Origin of the sequence: Mesorhizobium sp. M0633 (assembly GCF_040320645.1) — a bacterium.
Classification (GTDB): Bacteria; Pseudomonadota; Alphaproteobacteria; order Rhizobiales; family Rhizobiaceae; genus Mesorhizobium.
The window spans coordinates 1-20,526 of the sequence record NZ_JAMYQC010000030.1 but is presented as its reverse complement, the minus strand read 5'-3'; the positions used below and the strand labels follow the sequence as shown (position 1 = coordinate 20,526).

20 protein-coding genes are annotated in these 20,526 nt (G+C 62.4%); 8 read left to right on the top strand and 12 right to left on the bottom strand.

The genetic code is table 11. The features are described from left to right. Nucleotides 1-124: 124 nt before the first annotated feature. From NKI47_RS26165 to NKI47_RS26140, 6 genes are all read right to left on the bottom strand, one after another. Nucleotides 125-634 (bottom strand): hypothetical protein, encoded by a 510-nt coding sequence (locus NKI47_RS26165; RefSeq protein ID WP_352594110.1) that lies wholly within the window; start codon nt 632-634, stop codon nt 125-127. Nucleotides 635-832: 198 nt separating this feature from the next. Beyond that, nucleotides 833-1,243, bottom strand: a complete 411-nt coding sequence (locus tag NKI47_RS26160) for a nuclear transport factor 2 family protein (protein ID WP_352470724.1) — start codon at nt 1,241-1,243, stop codon at nt 833-835. A gap of 10 nt (nt 1,244-1,253) precedes the next feature. Next, nucleotides 1,254-1,898 (bottom strand): carbonic anhydrase, encoded by a 645-nt coding sequence (locus NKI47_RS26155; RefSeq protein WP_352594109.1) that lies wholly within the window; start codon nt 1,896-1,898, stop codon nt 1,254-1,256. A gap of 166 nt (nt 1,899-2,064) precedes the next feature. Beyond that, the gene (locus tag NKI47_RS26150; protein ID WP_352594108.1) at nt 2,065-3,090 is read right to left on the bottom strand and encodes a transporter; all 1,026 of its coding nucleotides are present in this window, start codon (nt 3,088-3,090) and stop codon (nt 2,065-2,067) included. 86 nt (nt 3,091-3,176) lie between these two features. Continuing rightward, nucleotides 3,177-4,781, bottom strand: coding sequence for an inorganic phosphate transporter (locus tag NKI47_RS26145; protein WP_352594107.1), 1,605 nt, complete (start codon nt 4,779-4,781; stop codon nt 3,177-3,179). Between the two features lie 145 nt (nt 4,782-4,926). After that, nucleotides 4,927-5,463, bottom strand: a complete 537-nt coding sequence (locus NKI47_RS26140; RefSeq protein ID WP_352594106.1) for a TetR/AcrR family transcriptional regulator — start codon at nt 5,461-5,463, stop codon at nt 4,927-4,929. Nucleotides 5,464-5,613: 150 nt separating this feature from the next. Here NKI47_RS26140 and NKI47_RS26135 point away from each other — a divergent pair, with 150 nt between their 5' ends. Together NKI47_RS26135 and NKI47_RS26130 are read left to right on the top strand one after the other, a co-directional pair. After that, complete coding sequence (locus NKI47_RS26135) at nt 5,614-6,891, top strand: efflux RND transporter periplasmic adaptor subunit (RefSeq protein WP_502897348.1); 1,278 nt, start codon at nt 5,614-5,616, stop codon at nt 6,889-6,891. After that, a complete protein-coding gene (locus NKI47_RS26130; protein ID WP_352569488.1) occupies nt 6,888-9,974 on the top strand; it encodes an efflux RND transporter permease subunit in 3,087 nt (1,028 codons plus the stop codon). The genes NKI47_RS26135 and NKI47_RS26130 overlap by 4 nt, the downstream gene beginning before the upstream one ends. A 43-nt stretch (nt 9,975-10,017) precedes the next feature. Here the strand turns inward: NKI47_RS26130 and NKI47_RS26125 are convergent, their stop codons facing one another. Further along, nucleotides 10,018-10,482 (bottom strand): L,D-transpeptidase, encoded by a 465-nt coding sequence (locus tag NKI47_RS26125; RefSeq protein ID WP_352569490.1) that lies wholly within the window; start codon nt 10,480-10,482, stop codon nt 10,018-10,020. 600 nt (nt 10,483-11,082) lie between these two features. Here NKI47_RS26125 and NKI47_RS26120 point away from each other — a divergent pair. Further along, nucleotides 11,083-11,250: a hypothetical protein gene (locus tag NKI47_RS26120; protein WP_023721318.1), complete on the top strand. Its 168-nt coding sequence runs from the start codon at nt 11,083-11,085 to the stop codon at nt 11,248-11,250. Between the two features lie 76 nt (nt 11,251-11,326). Here the strand turns inward: NKI47_RS26120 and NKI47_RS26115 are convergent, their stop codons facing one another. Beyond that, on the bottom strand, nt 11,327-12,013 hold the full coding sequence (locus NKI47_RS26115) for a winged helix-turn-helix domain-containing protein (RefSeq protein ID WP_352569491.1): 687 nt from the start codon (nt 12,011-12,013) through the stop codon (nt 11,327-11,329). 46 nt (nt 12,014-12,059) lie between these two features. Here NKI47_RS26115 and NKI47_RS26110 point away from each other — a divergent pair, with 46 nt between their 5' ends. Next, nucleotides 12,060-12,839, top strand: a complete 780-nt coding sequence (locus NKI47_RS26110; protein ID WP_198023578.1) for a response regulator — start codon at nt 12,060-12,062, stop codon at nt 12,837-12,839. Between the two features lie 46 nt (nt 12,840-12,885). After that, on the top strand, nt 12,886-14,973 hold the full coding sequence (locus tag NKI47_RS26105) for a PAS domain S-box protein (protein WP_352594105.1): 2,088 nt from the start codon (nt 12,886-12,888) through the stop codon (nt 14,971-14,973). A 90-nt stretch (nt 14,974-15,063) separates the two neighbouring features. Here NKI47_RS26105 and NKI47_RS26100 read toward each other — a convergent pair whose 3' ends face one another. Next, nucleotides 15,064-15,468, bottom strand: coding sequence for a hypothetical protein (locus NKI47_RS26100; RefSeq protein ID WP_352594104.1), 405 nt, complete (start codon nt 15,466-15,468; stop codon nt 15,064-15,066). A 415-nt stretch (nt 15,469-15,883) separates the two neighbouring features. On the opposite strand from NKI47_RS26100, the gene NKI47_RS26095 reads away from it, so the two are divergent. After that, a complete protein-coding gene (locus tag NKI47_RS26095; protein WP_352594103.1) occupies nt 15,884-17,086 on the top strand; it encodes an aromatic ring-hydroxylating oxygenase subunit alpha in 1,203 nt (400 codons plus the stop codon). Nucleotides 17,087-17,097: 11 nt separating this feature from the next. Here NKI47_RS26095 and NKI47_RS26090 read toward each other — a convergent pair whose 3' ends face one another. The 3 genes from NKI47_RS26090 to NKI47_RS26080 all read right to left on the bottom strand — a co-directional run bounded on the left by NKI47_RS26090 (nt 17,098) and on the right by NKI47_RS26080 (nt 19,072). Further along, complete coding sequence (locus NKI47_RS26090; protein ID WP_352594145.1) at nt 17,098-17,865, bottom strand: DUF429 domain-containing protein; 768 nt, start codon at nt 17,863-17,865, stop codon at nt 17,098-17,100. Nucleotides 17,866-17,927: 62 nt separating this feature from the next. Further along, entirely contained in the window at nt 17,928-18,812 is an 885-nt protein-coding gene (gene pdxY / locus NKI47_RS26085) for a pyridoxal kinase PdxY (protein ID WP_023678143.1), read from the bottom strand. An 8-nt stretch (nt 18,813-18,820) separates the two neighbouring features. Next, nucleotides 18,821-19,072: a hypothetical protein gene (locus tag NKI47_RS26080; RefSeq protein ID WP_023678142.1), complete on the bottom strand. Its 252-nt coding sequence runs from the start codon at nt 19,070-19,072 to the stop codon at nt 18,821-18,823. A 161-nt stretch (nt 19,073-19,233) separates the two neighbouring features. Here NKI47_RS26080 and NKI47_RS26075 point away from each other — a divergent pair, with 161 nt between their 5' ends. Both NKI47_RS26075 and NKI47_RS26070 read left to right on the top strand, forming a co-directional pair. Further along, nucleotides 19,234-19,878, top strand: coding sequence for a LemA family protein (locus NKI47_RS26075; RefSeq protein WP_023678141.1), 645 nt, complete (start codon nt 19,234-19,236; stop codon nt 19,876-19,878). Nucleotides 19,879-20,096: 218 nt separating this feature from the next. Further along, nucleotides 20,097-20,526: TPM domain-containing protein (locus NKI47_RS26070; RefSeq protein WP_502897352.1), on the top strand; the 430-nt coding region annotated here is incomplete at its 3' end.

Sequence of the window (20,526 nt, the reverse complement as noted above, 5' to 3'; positions counted from 1 at the left end):
GCCGGCCCGTTGCGCGCAACAGCACGCCTGGTTAACGCCGATGCGTGCCCACGACTCGTATGCGAACCAGGATGCCCACTCGCGCGCAGTGCAGCAAAAAGTGCACTGTAACGGTAATTCCCATCTATAATAATCTAAAATCCATGGTCTCGTTGTAAAATTCAGGCATCATTTCGTTTCCGAGATAGATGACGCTTCCGTGACTATTTCTAATTTTATTTAGGTTAGATTTAGACAACTTGAAAACACGACTAAAGTATGCGTCGTATGCTTTCCTCACATCGCCTTCCGCCCAGTCTAATTTATAGTACATTCTGCCAGGCAACATTACATCGCCGCGCCACAGATTTATATCATATTCAATTACCGGAGATAATCTTGAACTAACTTGCAAACATTTATTTTCAGCGTCACGCTCAAGGACTATGTTGTTTAAAAAATCCTTTGACGATATCAGAACTCTTCTGTTTTTAAAAGACCGTTCTTCTTCTCGGATGGGCTCCCAAAAAATGGGGGTATCGCCATCTTCGATGGACGGCTTGACGAATACTATATTCTCAACACCCTTGGACAAGGCATGGTTGAAAACGATTTCATCTCTGTGCGACAGGAAAAGATTGAATTGCTTGCCCATCATTGCCCTCCAACACATAAGATTTCGAATTCCGATAATAGTGCACTTTTGCAGGGCGCGACCGTCGTTGTGAGTGGATTGACCGCATGGCTTGTCGCATTGGCGTTCCCACCTGCGTAACCACGTGACGTGGACAGGTCCGAATTGACGCCGGCAATTCCAGCGCCTATCCCCCGAGAAGCTCAAGACCAAATTTCGTCAGTAGCCGTCGCAGTTTTCGGCGATCGCGGCTTGCGAACTGGCGGTGATCTGGTCGTTGGCGACTGCAAAGGTCTCCTGCATCAGCATGTCGTTGCTGGGAAAATCATAGCAGGCGATCACAGTGGTGACGCCGCCCTCCGTCTTCTCGATCCGGTGGCGGATTTCGGCCCCGGCGACGGCGCCCTGCCACTCGGCGATCGAGGCGATGAATTCCTGCTTGCTTTGCACGACGCCGAGGTCGTCGAGCTTGATGCGGACGTTGTCGGCGAGCAGGTCCGACAATTCGGTGCGGTCGGCGATCAGCAGGGCCGAATACCAGCGGTCGATGATCGCGCTATCATCGGCGCGGGCGACAGTTATCGGGCACAGCAGTGCCGCCGCCGCGAACGCGATCCGAGCTCGCACCATGCCTCGTCTCCTACTCCGTCTCCGGCCGCTCGAAATCGCCGGTTTCCTTGTTCATCACCCAAAGCTCGCCGGTCGAAATATCGAACCAGGCACCGTGCAGCGACAGTCGCCCCTTGCCTTCGAGGATCGAAACACAAGGGAAGGTACGCAGATTGGCGATGGAATAGCGGATCGAGATGCGCTCCAGCGCCGTCTGGCGCTCGGTCGCGGTCATGAAGGTGCTGGACGATACGGTCTCGGCCGCGGGCGCGATCAGGCTCATCCACTTGCCGATGAAATCGCCCGGCGATAACGGCGCGGCCGTGGTGTCGAGCGCCGCGCGGATGCCGCCGCAGCGGCCGTGGCCCATCACCACGATGTTCTTGACCTTGAGGCTCTGCACGGCAAATTCGAGCGCCGCCGATGTCGAGTGGAACTGATCGTCTGGCGCATAGGGCGGCACCAGATTGCCGACATTGCGCAGCACGAACAGCTCGCCCGGCCCGGCATCGAAGATCGCTTCGGGCGCGGCACGGGAATCGCAGCAGGCGACGATCATCGTTTCCGGTGCCTGGCCCTCTCGCGCCAGCGAGCGATAACGCCCGCTCTCGGTGAGATAGCGGCCATTCATGAAATTGCGGTAGCCGGTGAGAAGATGCTCGGGAAGATGGGGCATGGGCAGCGGTGGGAGCCTTTCCGGGTTAAAGGCACGGTTCAATCCCGAAAGGCTCTAGCGCATCGGCCTGAAAATCGGAACCGATTTTCGGAAGGCGGGATGGCGTGGTTTCGAGGTGGCAGCCCGTATTTTGACACAGGTGAACGAACGCCGCCATTAATCGGCCTCAGAACCGCAGATTGGCGCCGGCGCGCAGTAGGAGCCAGTAGAACAGGCCGGTCGCGCCAACCGCCAGCAGCATCGCCAGGAAGAAGCCGCTGGGACTCTCGGCAAATGGCAGTCCGCCTGTGTTCATGCCGAAAATGCCGACGATCAGGGTTCCTGGCAAAAGCAGCGCGCTCATCACCGCCAGCGCCTTGAGGCTACGGTTCGATTCGTCGGCAAGCTCAGCCGCAAGCTCCTCCTGCAGCAGCCTTGCCCGGTCGTTGATCATGACGACCTCGCGGTCGAGCCGTTCAAGGCGCGCAGCAAGCCGGCGCAGAACTTCATGTGCGCCGGCGGAAAGGTTCCAGGCGGAACGGTCTTCGTCCTGGAAAAGCGCTGCCAGGGCCGAGATCGGCCGATGCAGGGATACGGCAAGGCGGCGCACATCCTTCAGCTGCCGTTTTTCGTCGGCAAGCCGCTCGGTCACGAGATGATCCTCGACTGCATCCAGCCGCTTCGTTGCCGCGGCGAGCCGCAGGCTGGTGGTCTTGCAAAAAGCCATGACTAGCATTTCGAACAGCTCGAATGCCGTGGCCGGCCGCAGCCCCGCGGCAAGGGCCGTGTGCACTTCCTCCACTGCCGCCAGCGGATGCCGGCGGCCGGTGACCAGCAGCCGTTCCGAGACCGCAAAATGCAATCTGCCGATGGTCGTCGACTGATGGGTGATCTCGCCATGCAGATCGGCCGAAATGCCGTGGACGACGCCATTCTCATGCGCCAGCACTAGGCTGTCCTCATGTCCTTCGAGGATTGCATGAGCCGACGCCGGCAGCGCGCAGGCATGGCTGACCCAGGAATGGGCGCGCCGGTCGACAAGGTCGACATGCAGCCAGACCCAGCCGCCCGCTGAGGCCAGCGCGGCCTCTATGTCTCGGGGCGCCAGCGGTTCGGGAGCTTTGCCGGGAGCGGCATGATAGGCCCAGACCAGCCCGGGAGCATGATGCTGGTCGTCCGCGGCAAGCAATGTCAGATGCGATGCGTCATTCATGGCCGCCGCCGAAACGATGCACGTTCAGGTGATCAGGGCGGCGCCGGGGCCGGTGCCGCGACATTCTGGTCAAACCCTGCCCCCGCTCAGAACACCTGGCGGAAGATGACGAACAACACGAAGGCAAGACAGATGGAGACCGGAAGGGTCAGTATCCAGGCCATCAGCATGTTGCGCACCGTCGACCATTGCAGGCCCGAGCCGTTCGCCGCCATGGTGCCGGCAACGCCCGAGGACAGCACATGGGTGGTTGAGACCGGCAGGCCGAGATAGTCGGCCGATGCGATCGTCGCCATCGCGACAAGCTCGGCGGACGCACCCTGACCGTAGGTCAAATGGCTTTTGCCGATCTTCTCGCCGACGGTGACGACGATGCGCTTCCAGCCGACCATGGTGCCGAGGCCGAGCGCCAGCGCGATGGCGACCTTGACCCAGAGCGGGATGAACTTCGTCGCGTTGTCGACCGCCTTATGGTAGGTCGTCACCGCCTTCAGGTCGTCTGCCTCCATCGGCAGCAGCTTCTTCTTGTCGATCAGCTTCAGCGCTTCACCGATAAGATAGATGTTGTTGCGGGCGTTGCTGACCAGCGTTGTCGGCAGCTTTTCCACGGACGGATAGGGCGACAACATGGCGCTGGTGTCGTGGATGAAGCTCTGCAGGGCAGGCGTGGTCTCGTCCTTCCAGGTCTTGGTGCGAACGGCGTCGCCGACCGCGGTCGCCGCGTCAGTCACGACGACGCCGGGCTTGACGTATTTGCCGAGTACCGTTTCGACTTGCGTCGCCGCCGATTTGTAAGCTTCGAGATAGTTCACGTCCGGTGTGCGGTTGAGCGCGAACGCGGTCGGCACGACGCCGATCAGGATGAGCATGATGAGGCCCATGCCCTTTTGCCCGTCATTGGAGCCGTGGGCAAAGCTGACGCCGGTGCAGGTGAAAATAAGCAGCGCCCGAATCCACAGCGGCGGCGGCGCGCTCGACTTGGGCGCCTCGTAGAGCTCGCGGTTCCTGACCAGCAGCTTCATCACCAGAAGCAGCAGTGCAGCCAGGCCAAAACCGACCAGCGGCGAGATCAGGAGCGACAGGCCGACATTGGACGCCTGCGACCAGTCGACGCCGCTGGTGACGGAGCCGGCCGGGGCCATGAACTGGTTGGCGAGACCGACGCCGATGATCGAACCGATCAGTGTGTGCGAGCTCGAGGCAGGCAGGCCGAGATACCAGGTTCCGAGATTCCACATGATCGCCGCGACCAGCAGCGCGAAGACCATGGCCAGCCCCGCGCTCGATCCGACCTGAAGGATCAACTCGACCGGCAACAGCGAAATGATGCCGAAGGCGACTGCTCCGCTGGCGGTGAGCACGCCGAGGAAATTGAAGAAGCCGGACCACATCACTGCAAGCTCGGCCGGCATGGAATGCGTGTAGATCACCGTTGCCACCGCATTGGCAGTGTCGTGAAAACCGTTGACGAATTCGAAGCCGAGCGCGATCAGCAGCGCCAGCCCAAGTAGGATCCACGGCACCGCGACGGTGCTGGTCAGGTCCTGGCTGAGCGCGTAGCCGACATAGGCAAGGCCGCCCAGAATGATGACGGCAAAGGCCGGCAGAAACCATTTACCGGTGCCGTTTGGCCGGTCAAGCGGATGCTCCGGCCTTGGAATTCCTGCTTCGCTTGAAACAATATCGACCACACCCCACTCCTCGTGCCTTGCAGCAAAGAATGGGAGGACGCTATGTCGGCACGATGAAGCCTGTGTGACGGCAGGCACTTTGGGTTGACGCAAACGGGCGATCGAAGCGAGCGAGGCAACTGAACCCAGCCGGCGTATTCCTAGACTATTCCGCGATCTCCAGCAGGGTCGATATCAGCAGCCGGCGCTCTTCGACGGAGAGAATGTCCGAACCGAACAGGTTCATGCTGCGAAGCCCTTCGATGGCGAGATAGCAGACCAGCAGCGCCTTGAGATTCGGCGTCTCCTCCTTCAGCCGCTCGAACACCTGCCGCCTGAACGATTTTATCGGCGTCAGGAAGTCGGGATCCTCGGCAATCGCCGAAAATATCCAGGATGCCGACGGTTTCGATTCCTCGGCATGCTCGGCCGACAGCTTGATGTAAGTTGCAAGCGGGCTTTCGCCGTTGACGCCGGCCGTGCGGGCGGACTCCAGCGCCTGCTCGAAGGCGCGCAGGTAATCCTCGACCAGCGCCTGCATCAATTTCGCCTTGGTCGGGAAATTGTAGAGAAGACCACCCTTCGACACGCCGGCACGGCTGGCGACCGCATCCAGCGACAGGCTGCCAGGACCCGTCTCGCGCGCCACGGCGGCGGCGGCGGCGAGAATCTTCTCGCGCGAATTTGCTCTGCGGGCCTTCATCAAGCGTTCCCCATTCATTAGCTTAGGCGGAATTGACAAGACCGTCCAGACGGTACAGTAAGATCGCCGTCATTTGAAATTGGGACCAGTCACAGGTATGTGTTCCGGCCGTCCGACCGTTATGCTGGGCCGTGGCCGAGGGGACTGTTCGTGATCAAGCGCTTCATCATCGCCTTCATTCTGCTCGTGCTGGTGTGCGGCGGCATCGTCGGCTTCAACCTGTTTCGCGACAATGCGATCAAACAGTTCTTCGCCACCATGAAGCCGCCGGCCGCGACCGTGTCGACGGTCATCGTCAAACCGATGTCCTGGACGCCCGGCATCGAGGCGATCGGCACTGTCAGTGCCGTACGCGGCGTCGACCTGACGGTCGAAACCGCGGGCATCGTCAAGGACATCCTGTTCCATGCCAATCAGAAGGTCGCCGCCAACGCCGTGCTGCTGCAACTCGACGATGAAGTCGAGCGAGCCGACCTCGTGGCATCGAAGGCGCAAGCCACCTCCGACCAGACGACGCTGATGCGCGCGCTTGAGCTGCAGAAGCGCGGGGTCGGCACCGACGCTACGCTCGACACAGCGCAGGCAGCAGCATCGGTCTCCGCCGCGCAGGTGAACAAGCTGCAAGCGGTGCTCGACCAAAAGCAGTTGACGGCCCCTTTCAAGGGTACCGTCGGTATTCCGAAAATCGACATTGGCCAGTATCTCACACCCGGCACCGCCGTGGTGACCTTGCAGGACATGGACACGATGCGTGTCGATTTCACCGTCCCGGAGCAGCAGCTTCCGCAGCTGAAGATCGGACAGACGGTGCGGTTGGGCGTCGGCGGCGGCGACATGCCGTTCACCGGCAGCATCCGCGGTATCGATCCGAAGATCGACCCGACCAGCCGGCTGGTGACGGTAAGGGCGGAGGTCGGCAATCCCGAAGGCAAGCTGACGCCCGGCCAGTTCGTCCAGGTGCGCGTCGAACTGCCCGAGGAGAACGACGTGCTGGCGCTGCCGCAGACGGCGCTGACCTCCAGTCTGTACGGCGACTTCGTCTTCGTAGTGCGCCCGGCCAAATCCGCCGAAGCCAACGGCGCGGCGCCCGAGGCAAAGCCGGAAGAAAAGCCGGCTGCAGATGCTGCCAAGCCCGCAGCCGAAGCACCCGCGGCAAAACCCGACGAAAAGTCGGCTGCTACCCCAGCCAAACCGGCAGAGGAAGCCAAGCCGGCAGCGGAAGAACAGAAGCCGCAGCTCGTGCTAGCCCAGGTGTTCGTCAAGCCAGGCCGCCGCAACGCCGGCCTGGTCGAGATTCTGGAGGGCATCGCGCCAGGCGACGAAGTCGTTACCGCCGGCCAGAACCGGCTCTCCAACGGAATGTCCGTTGCCGTCGACAACACGATCGATCCGAGCAAGCCAGGGAACCAGCAGGCAGCCCAGCAATGAGCTTTTCCGACCTCTTCATCCGCCGCCCGGTCCTTTCGACCGTGCTTGCCTGCATGATCCTGCTTCTGGGTTTTCAGGGCATCTTCAACCTTTCGATCCGGCAGTATCCAGAGGTTGAAGAAACGGCCATCACCATCACCACTGCCTATCCCGGCGCCAGCGCCGACCTGATCCAGGGGTTCATTTCCGCGCCGATCGCGCGTGCCGTCGCGTCGACCGAAAACATCGACTATGTCACGTCGGCGAGCCGGCCGTCATCCAGCACCGTGACAGTGCAGATGAAACTCGGCTCCGACCCCGACGTCGCGCTGAACGAAGTCTTGTCGAAGGTGCAGAGCGTTCGCGGCGATCTGCCGGACGAAACCAAGGACCCGGTGATCGTCAAGGGCACCGGCCAGCAGTTCGCGATGATGTACATCTCGATGCAGAACCCGAACATGACGCCGGAACAGCTCACCGAATATATCGAGCGCGTCGTGCGGCCGCGTATCTCGACGGTCGAAGGCGTCGCCGACGTGCAGATCTTCGGCGCAGCCGAATATTCGATGCGGGTCTGGATCGACCCGATCAAACTGGCGGCGCGCGGCGTGACGGCGGCGGAAGTGCTGGCCGCCATCAACGAATCGAATTTCCTTTCCGCGCCCGGCGACACCGAAAACGAATATGTGGTTTCCTCGATCACCGTTCGCTCGACGCTGCAGACCCCGGAGGCTTTCGCTGCCCTTCCGCTCCGCTCGAAAGACGGCAATGTGGTGAGACTGCGCGACGTGGCCCGCGTCGAACTCGCCGCGGCGAACACCGACACCAGGGTCAGCTTCAACGGCAAGCCCGGCATCTTTCTCGCTATCTTTCCGACGCCGGCCGCCAATCCGCTGACCACCGCGGCGGCAATCCACAAGATTGTGCCGACCATTCAGGAGACGCTGCCGCTCGGCATGACGATGGAGATCGTCTACGACTCAACCGAGCAGATCAGCGCGTCGATCGAGGAGGTATTCAAGACCATCGGCGAGGCGGTCGCCATCGTCATCGTCGTCATCCTGCTCTTCCTCGGCTCGTTCCGCTCGGTGCTGATGCCGATCGTGACCATTCCGCTGTCGCTGATCGGCGTCTGTTTCCTGCTGTTTTCAGTGGGCTATTCGATCAATCTTTTGTCGTTGCTGGCCATGGTGCTGGCGATCGGACTTGTCGTCGACGATGCCATCGTGGTGGTGGAAAACATCCACCGCCATATGGAGGAAGACGGCTTGTCGCCGATGCAGGCGGCGTTCAACGGCATGCGCGAGATCTCGTCCGCCGTCGTCGCCATGACGATAACATTGGCCGCCGTGTTCGCGCCGCTGGCCTTCACCGGCGGCCTGACAGGCGCACTATTTCGCGAATTCGCGGTGACGCTTGCCGGCTCGGTGGTGCTTTCGGGTGTCGTCGCCCTCACCATCACACCGATGATGTCGGCACGTATCCTGAGGTCCGGCTCGCACAGCCGCTTCCAGCGCATTGTCGACAATACGTTCGGGCGCGTCGAACACATCTATGAGCGGCTCGTCACCGGTTCGTTGAACTATCGCCCGGTGACGCTGATGATCGTCCTCGCGCTGGTCGCCACGACCGGTTTCATGTTCACCAAGACCGCGAGCGAACTGGCGCCGGAAGAGGACCAGGGTTTCCTGCTTTCGCTGGTGACCGCGCCGCGGTACGCGACGTCGGACTATACCGAAACCTACGTCAATCAGATACTCGGCCTGGTCAAGGATCTGCCTGAGACGCGGGCACAGTTCTCCGCGGTCGCCTTCGGTGGTGGCCAGACGAACAGCGCTTTCGTCGGCTTTGCGTTCAAGGACTGGGCTGACCGCACGCGCAACTCGAAGGAAATCCAGCAAGACATTACGGCCCGCCTGAGCAAGGTGGCGGGCGTCGAAGCTTTCGTCTTCGCGCCGCCGACGCTGCCCGGCTCCGGCGGCGGCCTGCCGATAACGATGGTCGTGCGCTCGACCGGCGACGCCTCGCAGGTGTACGAGGCGGCCGAAGACATCAAGAACAAGGCGCAGGCCTCCGGCCGCTTCATCGTCGTGCAGAATTCGATGACCTTCGACGCGCCGCAAGTGACAGTGACGATTGACCGCGATCGCGCCGCCGCGCTCAACCTGCCGATAGCCGACATCGGCCGGACGCTGACGCTCCTGGTCGGTGGCGCCGAAGTGGCGCAATTCGACCGCGAATCCAATAGCTACGACATCATTCCGCAGGTGCCGCAGCAATTCCGCGACAATCCCGAAAAACTGGGCGAGTATTTCGTGCGCAGCGTATCGGGCGAGATGGTGCCGCTCTCGGCGGTGGTGAAGATCTCGACCAACGCGTCGCCGGCCGCCATCGAGCAGTTCAACCAGCTCAACTCGGCGACGATCTCTGCCTTGCCGCGGCCCGGCATCACCACCGGGGATGGGCTACAGGCGATCGAGGACATTGCCAAGCAAAGCCTGCCCGACACCTTCTTCATCGACTATACCGGTCAATCGCGGCAGGAGAAGGAACAGGGCTACACGATCATCATCGCCTTCGCGGCGGCGGTGCTCGTCATCTATCTGGTGCTGGCGGCGCAATTCGAAAGTTTCCGCGATCCGCTGATCATCATGATGGCGGTGCCGCTGTCGATCTTCGGCGCGATCGTGCCGCTTAATATTGGGCTCGGCACGCTCAACATCTACACCCAGGTCGGCTTGATCACGCTGATCGGCCTGATCACCAAGCACGGCATCCTTCTGGTCGAGTTCGCCAACCAGCAGCGTGAAATGCACGGCATGCGGCGGCGTGATGCGATCATCGCCTCGGCCAAGGTGCGGCTACGGCCGATCCTGATGACGACGGCGGCGATGGCGCTCGGCGTGGTGCCGCTGATCATCTCCAGCGGCGCCGGTGCGGCGGCACGCTATTCGATGGGCTTGGTGATCTTCACCGGCATCCTGGTCGGAACCATGTTCACGCTGTTCGTGGTGCCGATGTTCTACACCTTTATCGCCAGCAAGGACCTGCCGCATCACGCCGAAAAGCCGGATCCGAAGCTGATGCCGGTAATGCCGGATTAGACTGCGCTAATTTCCGGCCCCTGGGGGCGACGAGAAGCATCGCTCACTTGACGATGACGATGCTGGTGTTGGCCGGGCCGAAGACCTCGACGAGCTGGTAGAAATCGGCGGCGTTGTCCGGATGCAGACGCACGCAGCCATGCGAGGCTGGCTGGCCGAGGCGCTTGATGGCGCTTGTCGCATGTACGGCGTAGCCGCCGCTGAAGAACACCGAATGCGGCATCGGGGCGTTGTCGTATTTCTTCGAATACCAAATTTCATGCATGCGGGTCGGCTTGAACGAACCGGTCGGCGTGACGTGCGTCCTGTCGCCGGTCGAGACCTTCCAGGCGAATGTCGGCCGGCCGTCGACCAGGATTTCCATGGTCTGCTGCGATAGCGACACACGCGCGACGATCTTGTTGGCGGCGGCGTGGGCTGCGCCGTTGCCGGCACTGACAAGCAAGGCAGTACCGGTGATGAGGGCGGCGGCGATGTTGATGAGCTTGGCGGAAATGGCAGTGTACATGATGTCTCCCCTATTCTGCCGGTCGGGGCCGGCTCAATTCGATGACCGGCTTATCGGGGCGTCATGTTTCAAGTCGATTTCGCTACGTGCTCGTTTGTGTTTCGATTCTGTTTCCCCTGGTTAACAGAAAAGGTCCGTGCAAAGCAGCTTGCAGTTGCACGACGTCGTCATGACGGTGGCGTGTTTGCCTAGGCGGATCGGCCAAACCGCGGCGCGAATACGCGATTGCCTTTCGTTTGATAGGAATTCACCTGACTCCGAAACCGAGCTGCAACAAAGCGCAGCCTCGGCGGCATGATCCGGATACAGCGAACAGGCAAAGTTGACCTAACGAAAACAGCGGTCAACGAACGATCGGAAGCCAACACTGTTTTCGCTACGGTCTGGATTGGTCTGGACAGTTTCCAGCCTGCGCGTCGACCGGCTCAAGCCCCTCTGGCGGGGGCGGCTTAGGGCCGTTGAGGATGCGCGGCGCCTCCGGCAACTTGCAGCCGAGAGGACCGAAGGCCCGCGCCGCAACGGGGGGCTCCGCTGGCGGCGCGGGCGCTTCGGGGGTTCCCCTGAAGTGCCCGTAAATTCCAATTTTGAGGAACGAACAGGATGAAAACGAAATTCGCCGCTTCCGTGCTTTCCGCCCTGCTCTACGTGCAGGGGCTGCTCGGCATTGCCGGCCTCGCCACCGTGCTGCTGAAGGAACGTGCCCATGCCGGCGAGGTCAGCACGAACAGTGACATGCCGTCCGGCCCGTCGCTTCTCGTGGTGCGCTGAAGAGCATCGGACCCCAAAGTGGAAACCGGTTTTGGGAAAATCCGATGCTCAAGACAAAAGGGTGGCCGTCCTGCCTTCAATCGGCGAATTGCGTGGGCGGATCGAACCGGTAGCCCGCACCCCGTATGGTGGTGATGGTTTCGGTATCGAGCTTGCGGCGCAGCCGCACGATGCGCGAATCGATCGACCGATCGAAGGCTTCGGCATTTTCGGCGGGCGCGGCGGCGATGATGTCGTCCCGCGTCAGCACCTTGCGCGGGCTGGCCAGGAACAGCCTGAGCAGCGCCACCTGCCCGGGGGACAGCTGTTCTTCCGTTCCCGAGCGGTGCATGACGATGGCCGATCGGAGATCGACGGTCGCGTTCTCCAGCACGATCAGTTCCCCGGCGCTCCTGCCGCGCCGAGCCAGAAGGCCGCCGACGCGAGCGGCAAGCTCCCTGACATTGAGCGGGCTTTCGACGACGTCGGCGGCGCCGAGTTCGAGCGCCAGAACCTTGTCGACCAGATCGGCCGGGCGGCAGATCAGGATGAAATCCGGTCCACCTTCGCCGCCGTGTCGCCTGAGCAGGTCGCGCCCCTCCGCCTGGCTGACGCTGTCGCCGACAACCACGACATCGATACCCTTTTCCGAAAGCAGCGATTCGGCCTCCCACGGCTGTCGCGCCGCGCGGACGTCATGACCGCGCCGCTCGAGATGATCGGCGAGATCGGTCGCAACTACTTCAGCGACGGAAACAAGCGCGATAACGGATCGTGCAGCCATGATTTTCTACCCCGCATACGGCAATCCAAGAAGAGTGCTGGACATCATGTTTATACCCAATCTACTTTCCGCTGAAAGCGGGAGCGAAAGCATCGTGCGGGCACGAATTGTCATTGTCGAGGACGAGCCCGACCTGAGGGATGCGGTCGCCGAGTATCTCGGTGCCAGCGGCTATGATGTGGCCACGGCCGAAAGCGCGGCGGCGGCGCGCGACCTTTTGGAAACCCAGTCCTTCCATCTGGCCATTCTCGACATTGCCATGCCGGGCGAGGACGGCCTGTCGCTCGGCCGCTGGATGCGGTCGAAAATGCCGATCGGCATCATCTATGCGACGGCCGCCGGTACCGCGCTCGACCGCATCGTCGGACTGGAGCTCGGCGCTGACGATTACATCGTCAAGCCTTACGAATTGCGCGAAGTGCTGGCCAGGGTGCGCAGCGTGCTGCGTCGCGTTCCTGAGCCGACCGAGCCACAAAAGGCCAAGGCTGAAACATCCGGCGGCCGCCGGTCCGTGAGCTTCGGACCCTTTCACGCCGATCTCGACGGCAGGCTCGTCACCGGCGCCAACGGCGCGGTCATCGACATGGCCAAGAGCGAGTTCGACGTGCTGGAGGTGTTCCTGACGCGCGCCAACCGGCTGTTGACGCGGGCGGCGATCTCCGAGGCGATCGGTTTCGTCGAGGACCCGGAGTCGTCCCGCGCCGTCGACATCCGCATCATGCGGCTGAGAAAGAAGATCGAGGCGGATCCGGCCAATCCGAAATTCCTGCGCACGGTGCGCGGCGAAGGCTATATCTTCTCGCTGCCAGTCGGGGAAAACAACTAGGGCCCGGCGGCTTGAGCAAGCCACGGCCAGGAAATGACGGCTGACCATGACGGCTGAAACAACACGCGCGGACATGCAGGGCGCCAGGCAGGGCGCGGCGATGGCGGCCGTGCATGTGGTTCGCCGGCTGCGCGAAGCCGGCGACTGGCAACGCGAAATGGAGGGTATTCTCCAGACGCTTTGCGAAGCCATGGATTGTCACCGCGGCATCCTGTTTCGCCTGCGCGAACTGCCCGGCCAGGGCTTCGCCCAGTCGGTCGCCGCTTATTGGATCGCCCCCCGGTTTGGCGGCGAGCTGGCGTCGCCGACCGTCATCATGCAGTCGGTCGTCGATTCGGACCCATTGCTGGAACGGCTGGCGGAGGACGAGCGTCAAGGCAAGATCTTCGCCGGGCACACACGCGATCTCGAAGGCTTTCTGCGGACGGATTTCGAAAAGCAGAACATCAAGTCGTTCCTGTCGGTGTCGGTCTTTTCGCACGGCAATTTGTGGGGCACGCTGGCGGTCAACGACTGCATCCACGAACGCGAATGGACCGACCAGGAAGAGGCGGCGCTGCACATGGTGGCACTCGCCATCGGCGATGCCATCGAACGGTCGCCCTCCGACGCGCATGCCAGCGACGTCATTCGCCGCACCATGCTGCAGGCCTCTCTCGACGCCATCATCGTCATCGACGAGACCGGCTCGATTATCGAATTCAATCCGGCCGCCGAAAAGATGTTCGGCTATCGGCGCAGCGATATCCTCGGCAAGGACCTGCTCGATACGGTCGTGCCGGAATATTACCGCAAGGGCTATGCGTCGGGTGCCGAATACATGTCGGGCCGCGGCGCGCCGATGGTCGGCCAACGGCTTGAAACGGTCACCCAGAATGCCGCCGGCGAGGTTTTTCCGATCGAGCTGACGGCAACCGAGATGCGGGTCGCCGATCGCCAGCTGATCTTCGGCTCCATCCGCGACCTGCGCGACAAGTTGCGGGCCGAGGAGGAAATCAACCGCCAGCGCGAAAAACTGCACCAGAACGAGAAGATGGCGGCAATGGGCTCGCTGCTTGCCGGCGTTTCGCACGAGCTCAACAATCCGCTGGCCGTGGTTGTCGCCCAGTCGACGCTGCTGCACGAATTCGCCGCCGATCCGCAGACCAAGGTGCGCGCCGAAAAGGTGCGCGCCGCTGCCGAGCGCTGCGGCCGTATCGTCAAGAGCTTCCTGTCGATGGTCCGCCTGCACCCGGCCGCACAAGCCGAAACCGACCTCAACCAGGTGATCCGCGCCGCACTCGAAGTGACCGCCTATGGTGCACGGTCGAGCGGCATCATCATCGACACCGATTTCGCCAGCGGCCCGTTGCTGGCCATGGCCGATGCCGACCACGTGACGCAGGTGGCCGCCAACTTCCTCATCAACAGCCAGCACGCCTTGGTCGGCGTTGCCGGCGACCGCCGGATCAAGGTCCGGACGTTTCGCAGCGACCGCGGCAATCCCGGATTCTCGGTCGAGGACAACGGGCCAGGCGTGCCGGAAGCGATACGCTCACGCATATTCGAATCCTATTTCACCACCAAGCCGGTCGGTGTCGGTACCGGCATCGGCCTGTCGATCTCGAAATCGATCATCGAGCGGCACAATGGCAATATCTGGTTCGAGGAGGTTTCGCCGAGAGGTGTGCGTTTTGTTGTGCAGCTGCCGGCGATCGCTGCCGGCGCGGCCGCCGCCGGCGAAGCTCCGTCGCGGTCCAGCGGCTTGCGTCACGCGCTGATCATAGACGATGAGCCGGATGTCGCCGCGTCGCTGTCCGATATTCTGGAGCTGATGGGCATCAAGTCGCGGGTCGTGCCGGCCTGGGTCTCGGCCGCCGCGACGCTGAGCGGCCATGTGCCGCCGGACATCGTGTTTTCCGATTTGCGCATGCCCGGCACCAGCGGCATAGCCGCCTATCGCGAGCTACTCGCCGAAATGCCGGGTCTGGCACGGCGCTTCGTGCTTGTCACCGGCGATCTGATCGGCGCGAAAGGCGAGATCGAAGCGCTGTCGGCGCAGCAGCGACCGCCGATCCTCGAAAAACCGTTCAGCACGCTGGATGTGCGCGGCGTGCTCTCGGCCATTGCCGAGCAGGCCGCTCTGGGCGGCTAGACTCCGCGATCTCGCCCCGGAAGAAAAAGGCTCCCGGCCGACATTGCGGCGGGAGCCTGACTGGAGTGCTGGAGGGCGCTCGCAAAAAAATCAAAAAACGTTCGGCGTATCAGCCAGCGGGGCGGCATTGGCGATCATGCGGACCGGCCGTGCCTTGCCCGACTGGGCGGCGATGACGCGCAGGCAGTCCAGGCTCTCGGCGCCCCAGGCCTGCCCCTTGCAGGCAAAATCGATCTCCGGCATCGGCAGGCGCGCCGTCTTGGTGGTGGTTGTCGCGCCATTGATGAGGTTGGCCGGCGGGTTCAGTGAGGCGAAGGCCGGACCGACGGTCGGCGTCAACGCCATGCCGGCAAATGCGGCAGCCGCCAGCAGCGTGAACATCGCCATCGGATGATCACTGGCGCGCTGGCGCAGCGCCAGCTTCGGGCGCCGGTCGTTACGCTGGGGACCCTGCTGGCGAAGGTCGGTATCGGTGATCTGGATTTTCGTACGCATCGTCGTTTCCTTCAGTCTTCTTCTTTTCTCTGTTGAAACGAACTTAATCGCACCTTGTAACCGGCCAACGATGATGGATTAACGATTGTGTAACCGGCATGAAACCAAGCCCGCGGCCATTCCTGGGCAAATCGATCCGGCGTAGCTGGCAGCACCGGTGGCATTCTCGTTTTCCGCTACCCACGGCACCAGATCCACGTCGCCTTTCCAGGCCCACAGAGCGTCGGGCGCTCAACACGTGTAAGGGGATTAACGTCTGGAATTCCCGGGATTTTCCCGACTTCGATCGTTCGGACTGGGTTCTCGAATCCCGCTCGATTTCCCGTCAAGAATTCGCCCCATTTTCACAAGCCATTGCATTTCAACGGAAAATATGCTTTTATTGAACGAGCATTCAATAAATAAAGAGCCTTTTATGAACCCGCATCTGCGTGACGTGGCAATCCCCAACGATTGGGATCGGCGGGGGCTGCCGGGCTGGAGCTATCATTCCGACGCCTTGCTCGAACTCGAGAAAGAGCACGTCTTCCGCAACCATTGGCAGATCGCCGGCCATGTCTGCGACGTGCCGAACGCCGGCGACTATCTGACGATGGATGTGGTCGGCGAGCGGGCGCTGATCGTGCGCGGCAAGGATGGCGTTGTGCGCGCCTTCAACAATATGTGCCGCCACCGCGGCAGTCGCGTCGTTGCCGACAGCCAGGGCACTTGCAAGAATGCGCTGGTCTGCCCCTTTCATGGCTGGGTCTACAATCTCGACGGCACGCTGCGCGGTGCTGCCCGCCCCCGTTCCTTCCCCGACCTCGACAAGACCGAATTCGGCCTGATGCCGCTCGAGCTCGAAATCTGGATGGGCTTCATCTTCATCCGTTTCCGCAAGGGTGGGCCGCAGCCATCGGTGGCCGAGCTGTTGAAGCCGATCGAAGCCGAGATTGCCCATTACGGCGTCGCCGAGATGGTGCCGTCCTGGGGCATCTGGACCCAAAAGACGCCGGTCAACTGGAAATCGGTGCGCGATGTCGACAATGAAGGCTACCACGTCGCCATGGCGCATCCGGCGCTGCAGGACCTTTACGGTGCGACCTATTTCGACGAGCCGTTCGTCAACGGCGTGTCGCGCTCGTTCGCCACCTACAATCCGTATGCCGGACGGCGCTGGAGCGTCGCGCAATATATCAAGCTCGCACCCGAGGCGAAGCACCTGCCGGAACACCTGCGCAAGGCCTGGATCTACTACGGCATCTTCCCGAACAACGCGCTGTCGATCATGCCGGAATCGGTGCAGTTCTATCAGGAATTTCCGCTGTCGACGGGTGAGACGCTGCTGCGCGGCGCCATCTACCGCTATAGCGACGAGACCAGGCGACAGGCGGCAGCCCGCTACCTATCCTACCGCATCGACCGCGACACGCTGGCCGAGGATGTACAGCTTTCGATATGGTCCAACGAATCCATGCTGTCCGAAGCCTTCGGAGGTTTTTACCTCTCCGATCTCGAATATGGCGTGCGCACCCACCACGACCATTTGCGCAAGCAAGTTCCCGTGCTCGGATTGGAGACCGCGCCCGAGGAGAAGGATATGTGGGCACTCAACGAGGCGCTCAGATCACGCTCCTGACGCCCTGGTCCTCAGGCCCAGATGGCGACCGGAATGCCGAAACGATCGGCGAGCGGCGGATCCGGAAACGGCATTGCCTCGCCTCTGACGATGCGTCCGGCAACCACCATCATCGCCGCGGCGTCGAGGAAATCGTCGGCGGCCGCGCCGCGCGGCGGCGTCTGGTCGAGAAAATCCTGGCTATAGCCATGCCGGGCAAGCAGCGCCTTGCGTTCGGCCATGCCGGCCGGATTGATGTTGCCCCTGATCTTCTTCGGCAGGCGCATAGCGCGGTCGCCGTTCAGTTTGCTGAAGGCAACTTCCGGATGCGATTCGAAGACGCGGCTGCGCAGTTCGGGCCGCGCGATCAGCAGCGAATCGATCTCACGGATCTTGGCGAAGATGCCGAAGGCCTGGATCGAGACGCCGCGCGGCGGATCTGAGGTTGTTTTGGCTACCTCGCTTGCCTTGCAATGTGCGGCGTACCAGGCTTCGACCGTGGTGAAGGCTTCGATCTCCGCATAGAGCGCGGCGCGGGAGGGGATGGCAAAGACACTGGACTGCCGGGCCCCAAGCAGCGGCCGCACCAGCGCCTCCGGGCCGCGACCGCCTCTTTGGGAGAAATCGGGCAGGCCGATTGGCATATCGACCGCTACCAACGAGTCGGCGGGCAGTCGGTCGAGCAACGCCGCGAAGCTTGGGAAAACGGCTGTCGACGGTGCCGCACCGGGATCGCGGCGGACGGCTATCCAGCCGGCCTTGCAACCGTCGACGCCGACAAGCACAACACCCCAGGGCATAACATCGTCGGGCGCAACATCCTTGGGCGCATCATCCTGGGGCACGGCGTCTTCGGCCTGCGTCACGCCCGGCGGTCCCGTTCCGGATGCAGGAGATGGCGAAGCTGCACCATCGCCATCGGGTGCGACAGGCTCTGGGCATCGGTCTCGAGCTGCAACTCGTCGCCGCCGCGCTTGGCGGTCCGCGCCAGGATCTCGTAGACCGCCGCCGTGGTCGATTGCAGCGCCTTGGCGGCCGGCTGGCCGGACAGGATCCGCGCCAGGTAGACGGCCGCCGTCAGGTCGCCGAGCCCATTCGGCGGCTTGTCGATGAGCCGGTGTTCGGCAAGCAGTGCCTCTCTGCCGGCAAGCAGTAAATTGCCGGTGCCGCCGGCCATCATCGCCGGCGCCGATGTGACCAGCATGGCCGGTGGGCCGGCCTGCAGGGCCGCAGCCATTGCCGATTTCAGGTCTGGCAGCGGCGCTCCGGCCATCCATTCCAGCTCGTAGCGGTTGGGCGTGGCGATATCGGCGATCGGCATCAGCCGGTCGCGCATGGCGATTGCGGTCGGCTCAGGTACGTAGAGCCCGCCCGAATCGCCCATCACCGGATCGCAGATATAGAGGGCGTCCGGCGTCTTCGCCTTCACTGCGCCGACCAGCGAAGCGACGGCTTCGGCCTGGCCAGCCTCGCCGAGATAGCCGGACAGCACGGCGCCGACCTCGCCCAGCCACGGCGCGCGCTCAAGGTCGGCCATCAGCGCCTTGAACTGGTCTAGCGGCGGCACGATGCGGGTGGCCCGGCCATGGCCCGGATGCCAGGGCAGGATGACGGTCGGTACCGCCCAAACCGGAAAGCCGAGCGTCTCCAGCGCAAAGACAGCGGCACGGTTGCCGACCGAGCCACGGGCGACATGGCTGGAGACGACGATGACCGCGCGCGGCGCCTCGGTTTTTTCGGCACTCATTGATTTTCCTAACTGCCCCTGGTGACGAAAAGCACGAGCCAGATCAACAGGCCGATGGCAATAAGCAAGCCCGCTGCCCGACCGATGCGGGTGCCCCAATATTCGATCGGGTCCGACCGGTCGGCATCGGCCGCGGTGACGTGGTCGCGCGCGCCTTTAGTGGTTCGTGCAAGGAACGAGGTGCCCCCCGGGTCGGTCTCGCGCGCCACCCGTTCGATGATGCGGCGCGATTCCGCGTCGCTGTCGTGGCGTTTCGCCATGGTGATGTCCCGTTTTATGCCGAGCTTAACCCGTTCGCCTCGTCTGTCACAGGGCCCGACGGCGAATGGCAGAAACCAGTAACACTTCTCGGCCGAAGTCATTTTCTTACGCAAGGATTGTGCTAATGCTTCGCCTGCCAATGCTATCGAGGGGACTTATCATGCTTGCCCAGCGCCTTTCTTCGCCGCCAATCTTTCGTAATCTAGCTGCGTTCCTGGTCATGGCCGTCATGCTGCCGCTGCTTGCCGGCTGCGGCTACAACACCATTCCGACGGCTGAGGAAAACGCCAAAGCCGCATGGAGCGAGGTGTTGAATCAATACCAGCGCCGCGCCGATCTCATCCCCAATCTGGTCAACACGGTCAAGGGCTACGCCGCGCACGAGAAGGACACGCTCGATGCCGTGGTCGAAGCGCGCGCCAAGGCGACGCAGGTGACCGTGACGCCGGAAACGCTGAACAATCCGGAAGCCTTCAAGAAATTCCAGGACAGCCAGGCCGGCCTGACCAGCGCGCTGTCGCGCCTGCTGGCGGTGGTGGAGAACTATCCCGATCTCAAGGCCAACCAGAACTTTCTGGCGCTGCAAGCACAACTCGAAGGCACCGAGAACCGGATCACGGTCGCCCGCCGCGACTATATCCAGGCAGTGAGAGAGTACAATCTGACGCTGAGGACCTTCCCGTCGGTGATCTGGGCGACCTTTTGGTTCCGCGGCAACCAGCCGTTTGCGAATTTCACCATCGAGGAGGATAAGATGCAGCCGCCGAAGGTCGATTTCGGCACCAACACCACGCAAGGCGGGTGAAGAACAGCCGGTGAGCGTGGTCCCTATTGGCCTTGCACTCCGTAGCGCCCCCCTCTGCCCTACCGGGCATCTCCCCCTCAAGGGGGGAGATTGGCAGCTTTGGCCTCACCGCCCATCCTGCAACGTTGGAGATTGGCGAAAACAGCCGTGACAGCCGATCTCCCCCCTTGAGGGGGAGATGTCCGGCAGGACAGAGGGGGGCGCGACAGAACGCCTGCCTGGCCTTCCTGCTCGTCTTCCAAAGCCTTCTCCTCCTCCTCCCTGTCATCGCCTTCGCCGCCGACCTGCCAACCCTCACCGGACGGGTCGTCGACAATGCCGGCATCATCGATGCCGCGACCGAGGCGGCGCTGACGCAGAAGCTTGCCGAGTTCGAGACCAAAGGGTCCGACCAGATCGTCGTCGCGACCATCCCCAGCCTCGACGGCGAGGAGATCGAGCCTTACGCCAACCGGCTGTTCCGCGCCTGGAAACTGGGCCAGGCGAAGGAGAACAACGGCGTCCTGCTTCTGGTGGCGCCGAACGACCGCAAGATGCGCATCGAAGTCGGCTATGGGCTGGAAGGCACGCTGACCGACCTGCACACCAAGCTGATCATCGAAAACGACATGGTGCCGGCCTTCCGTGCCGGCGATTTCTCCGGCGGCA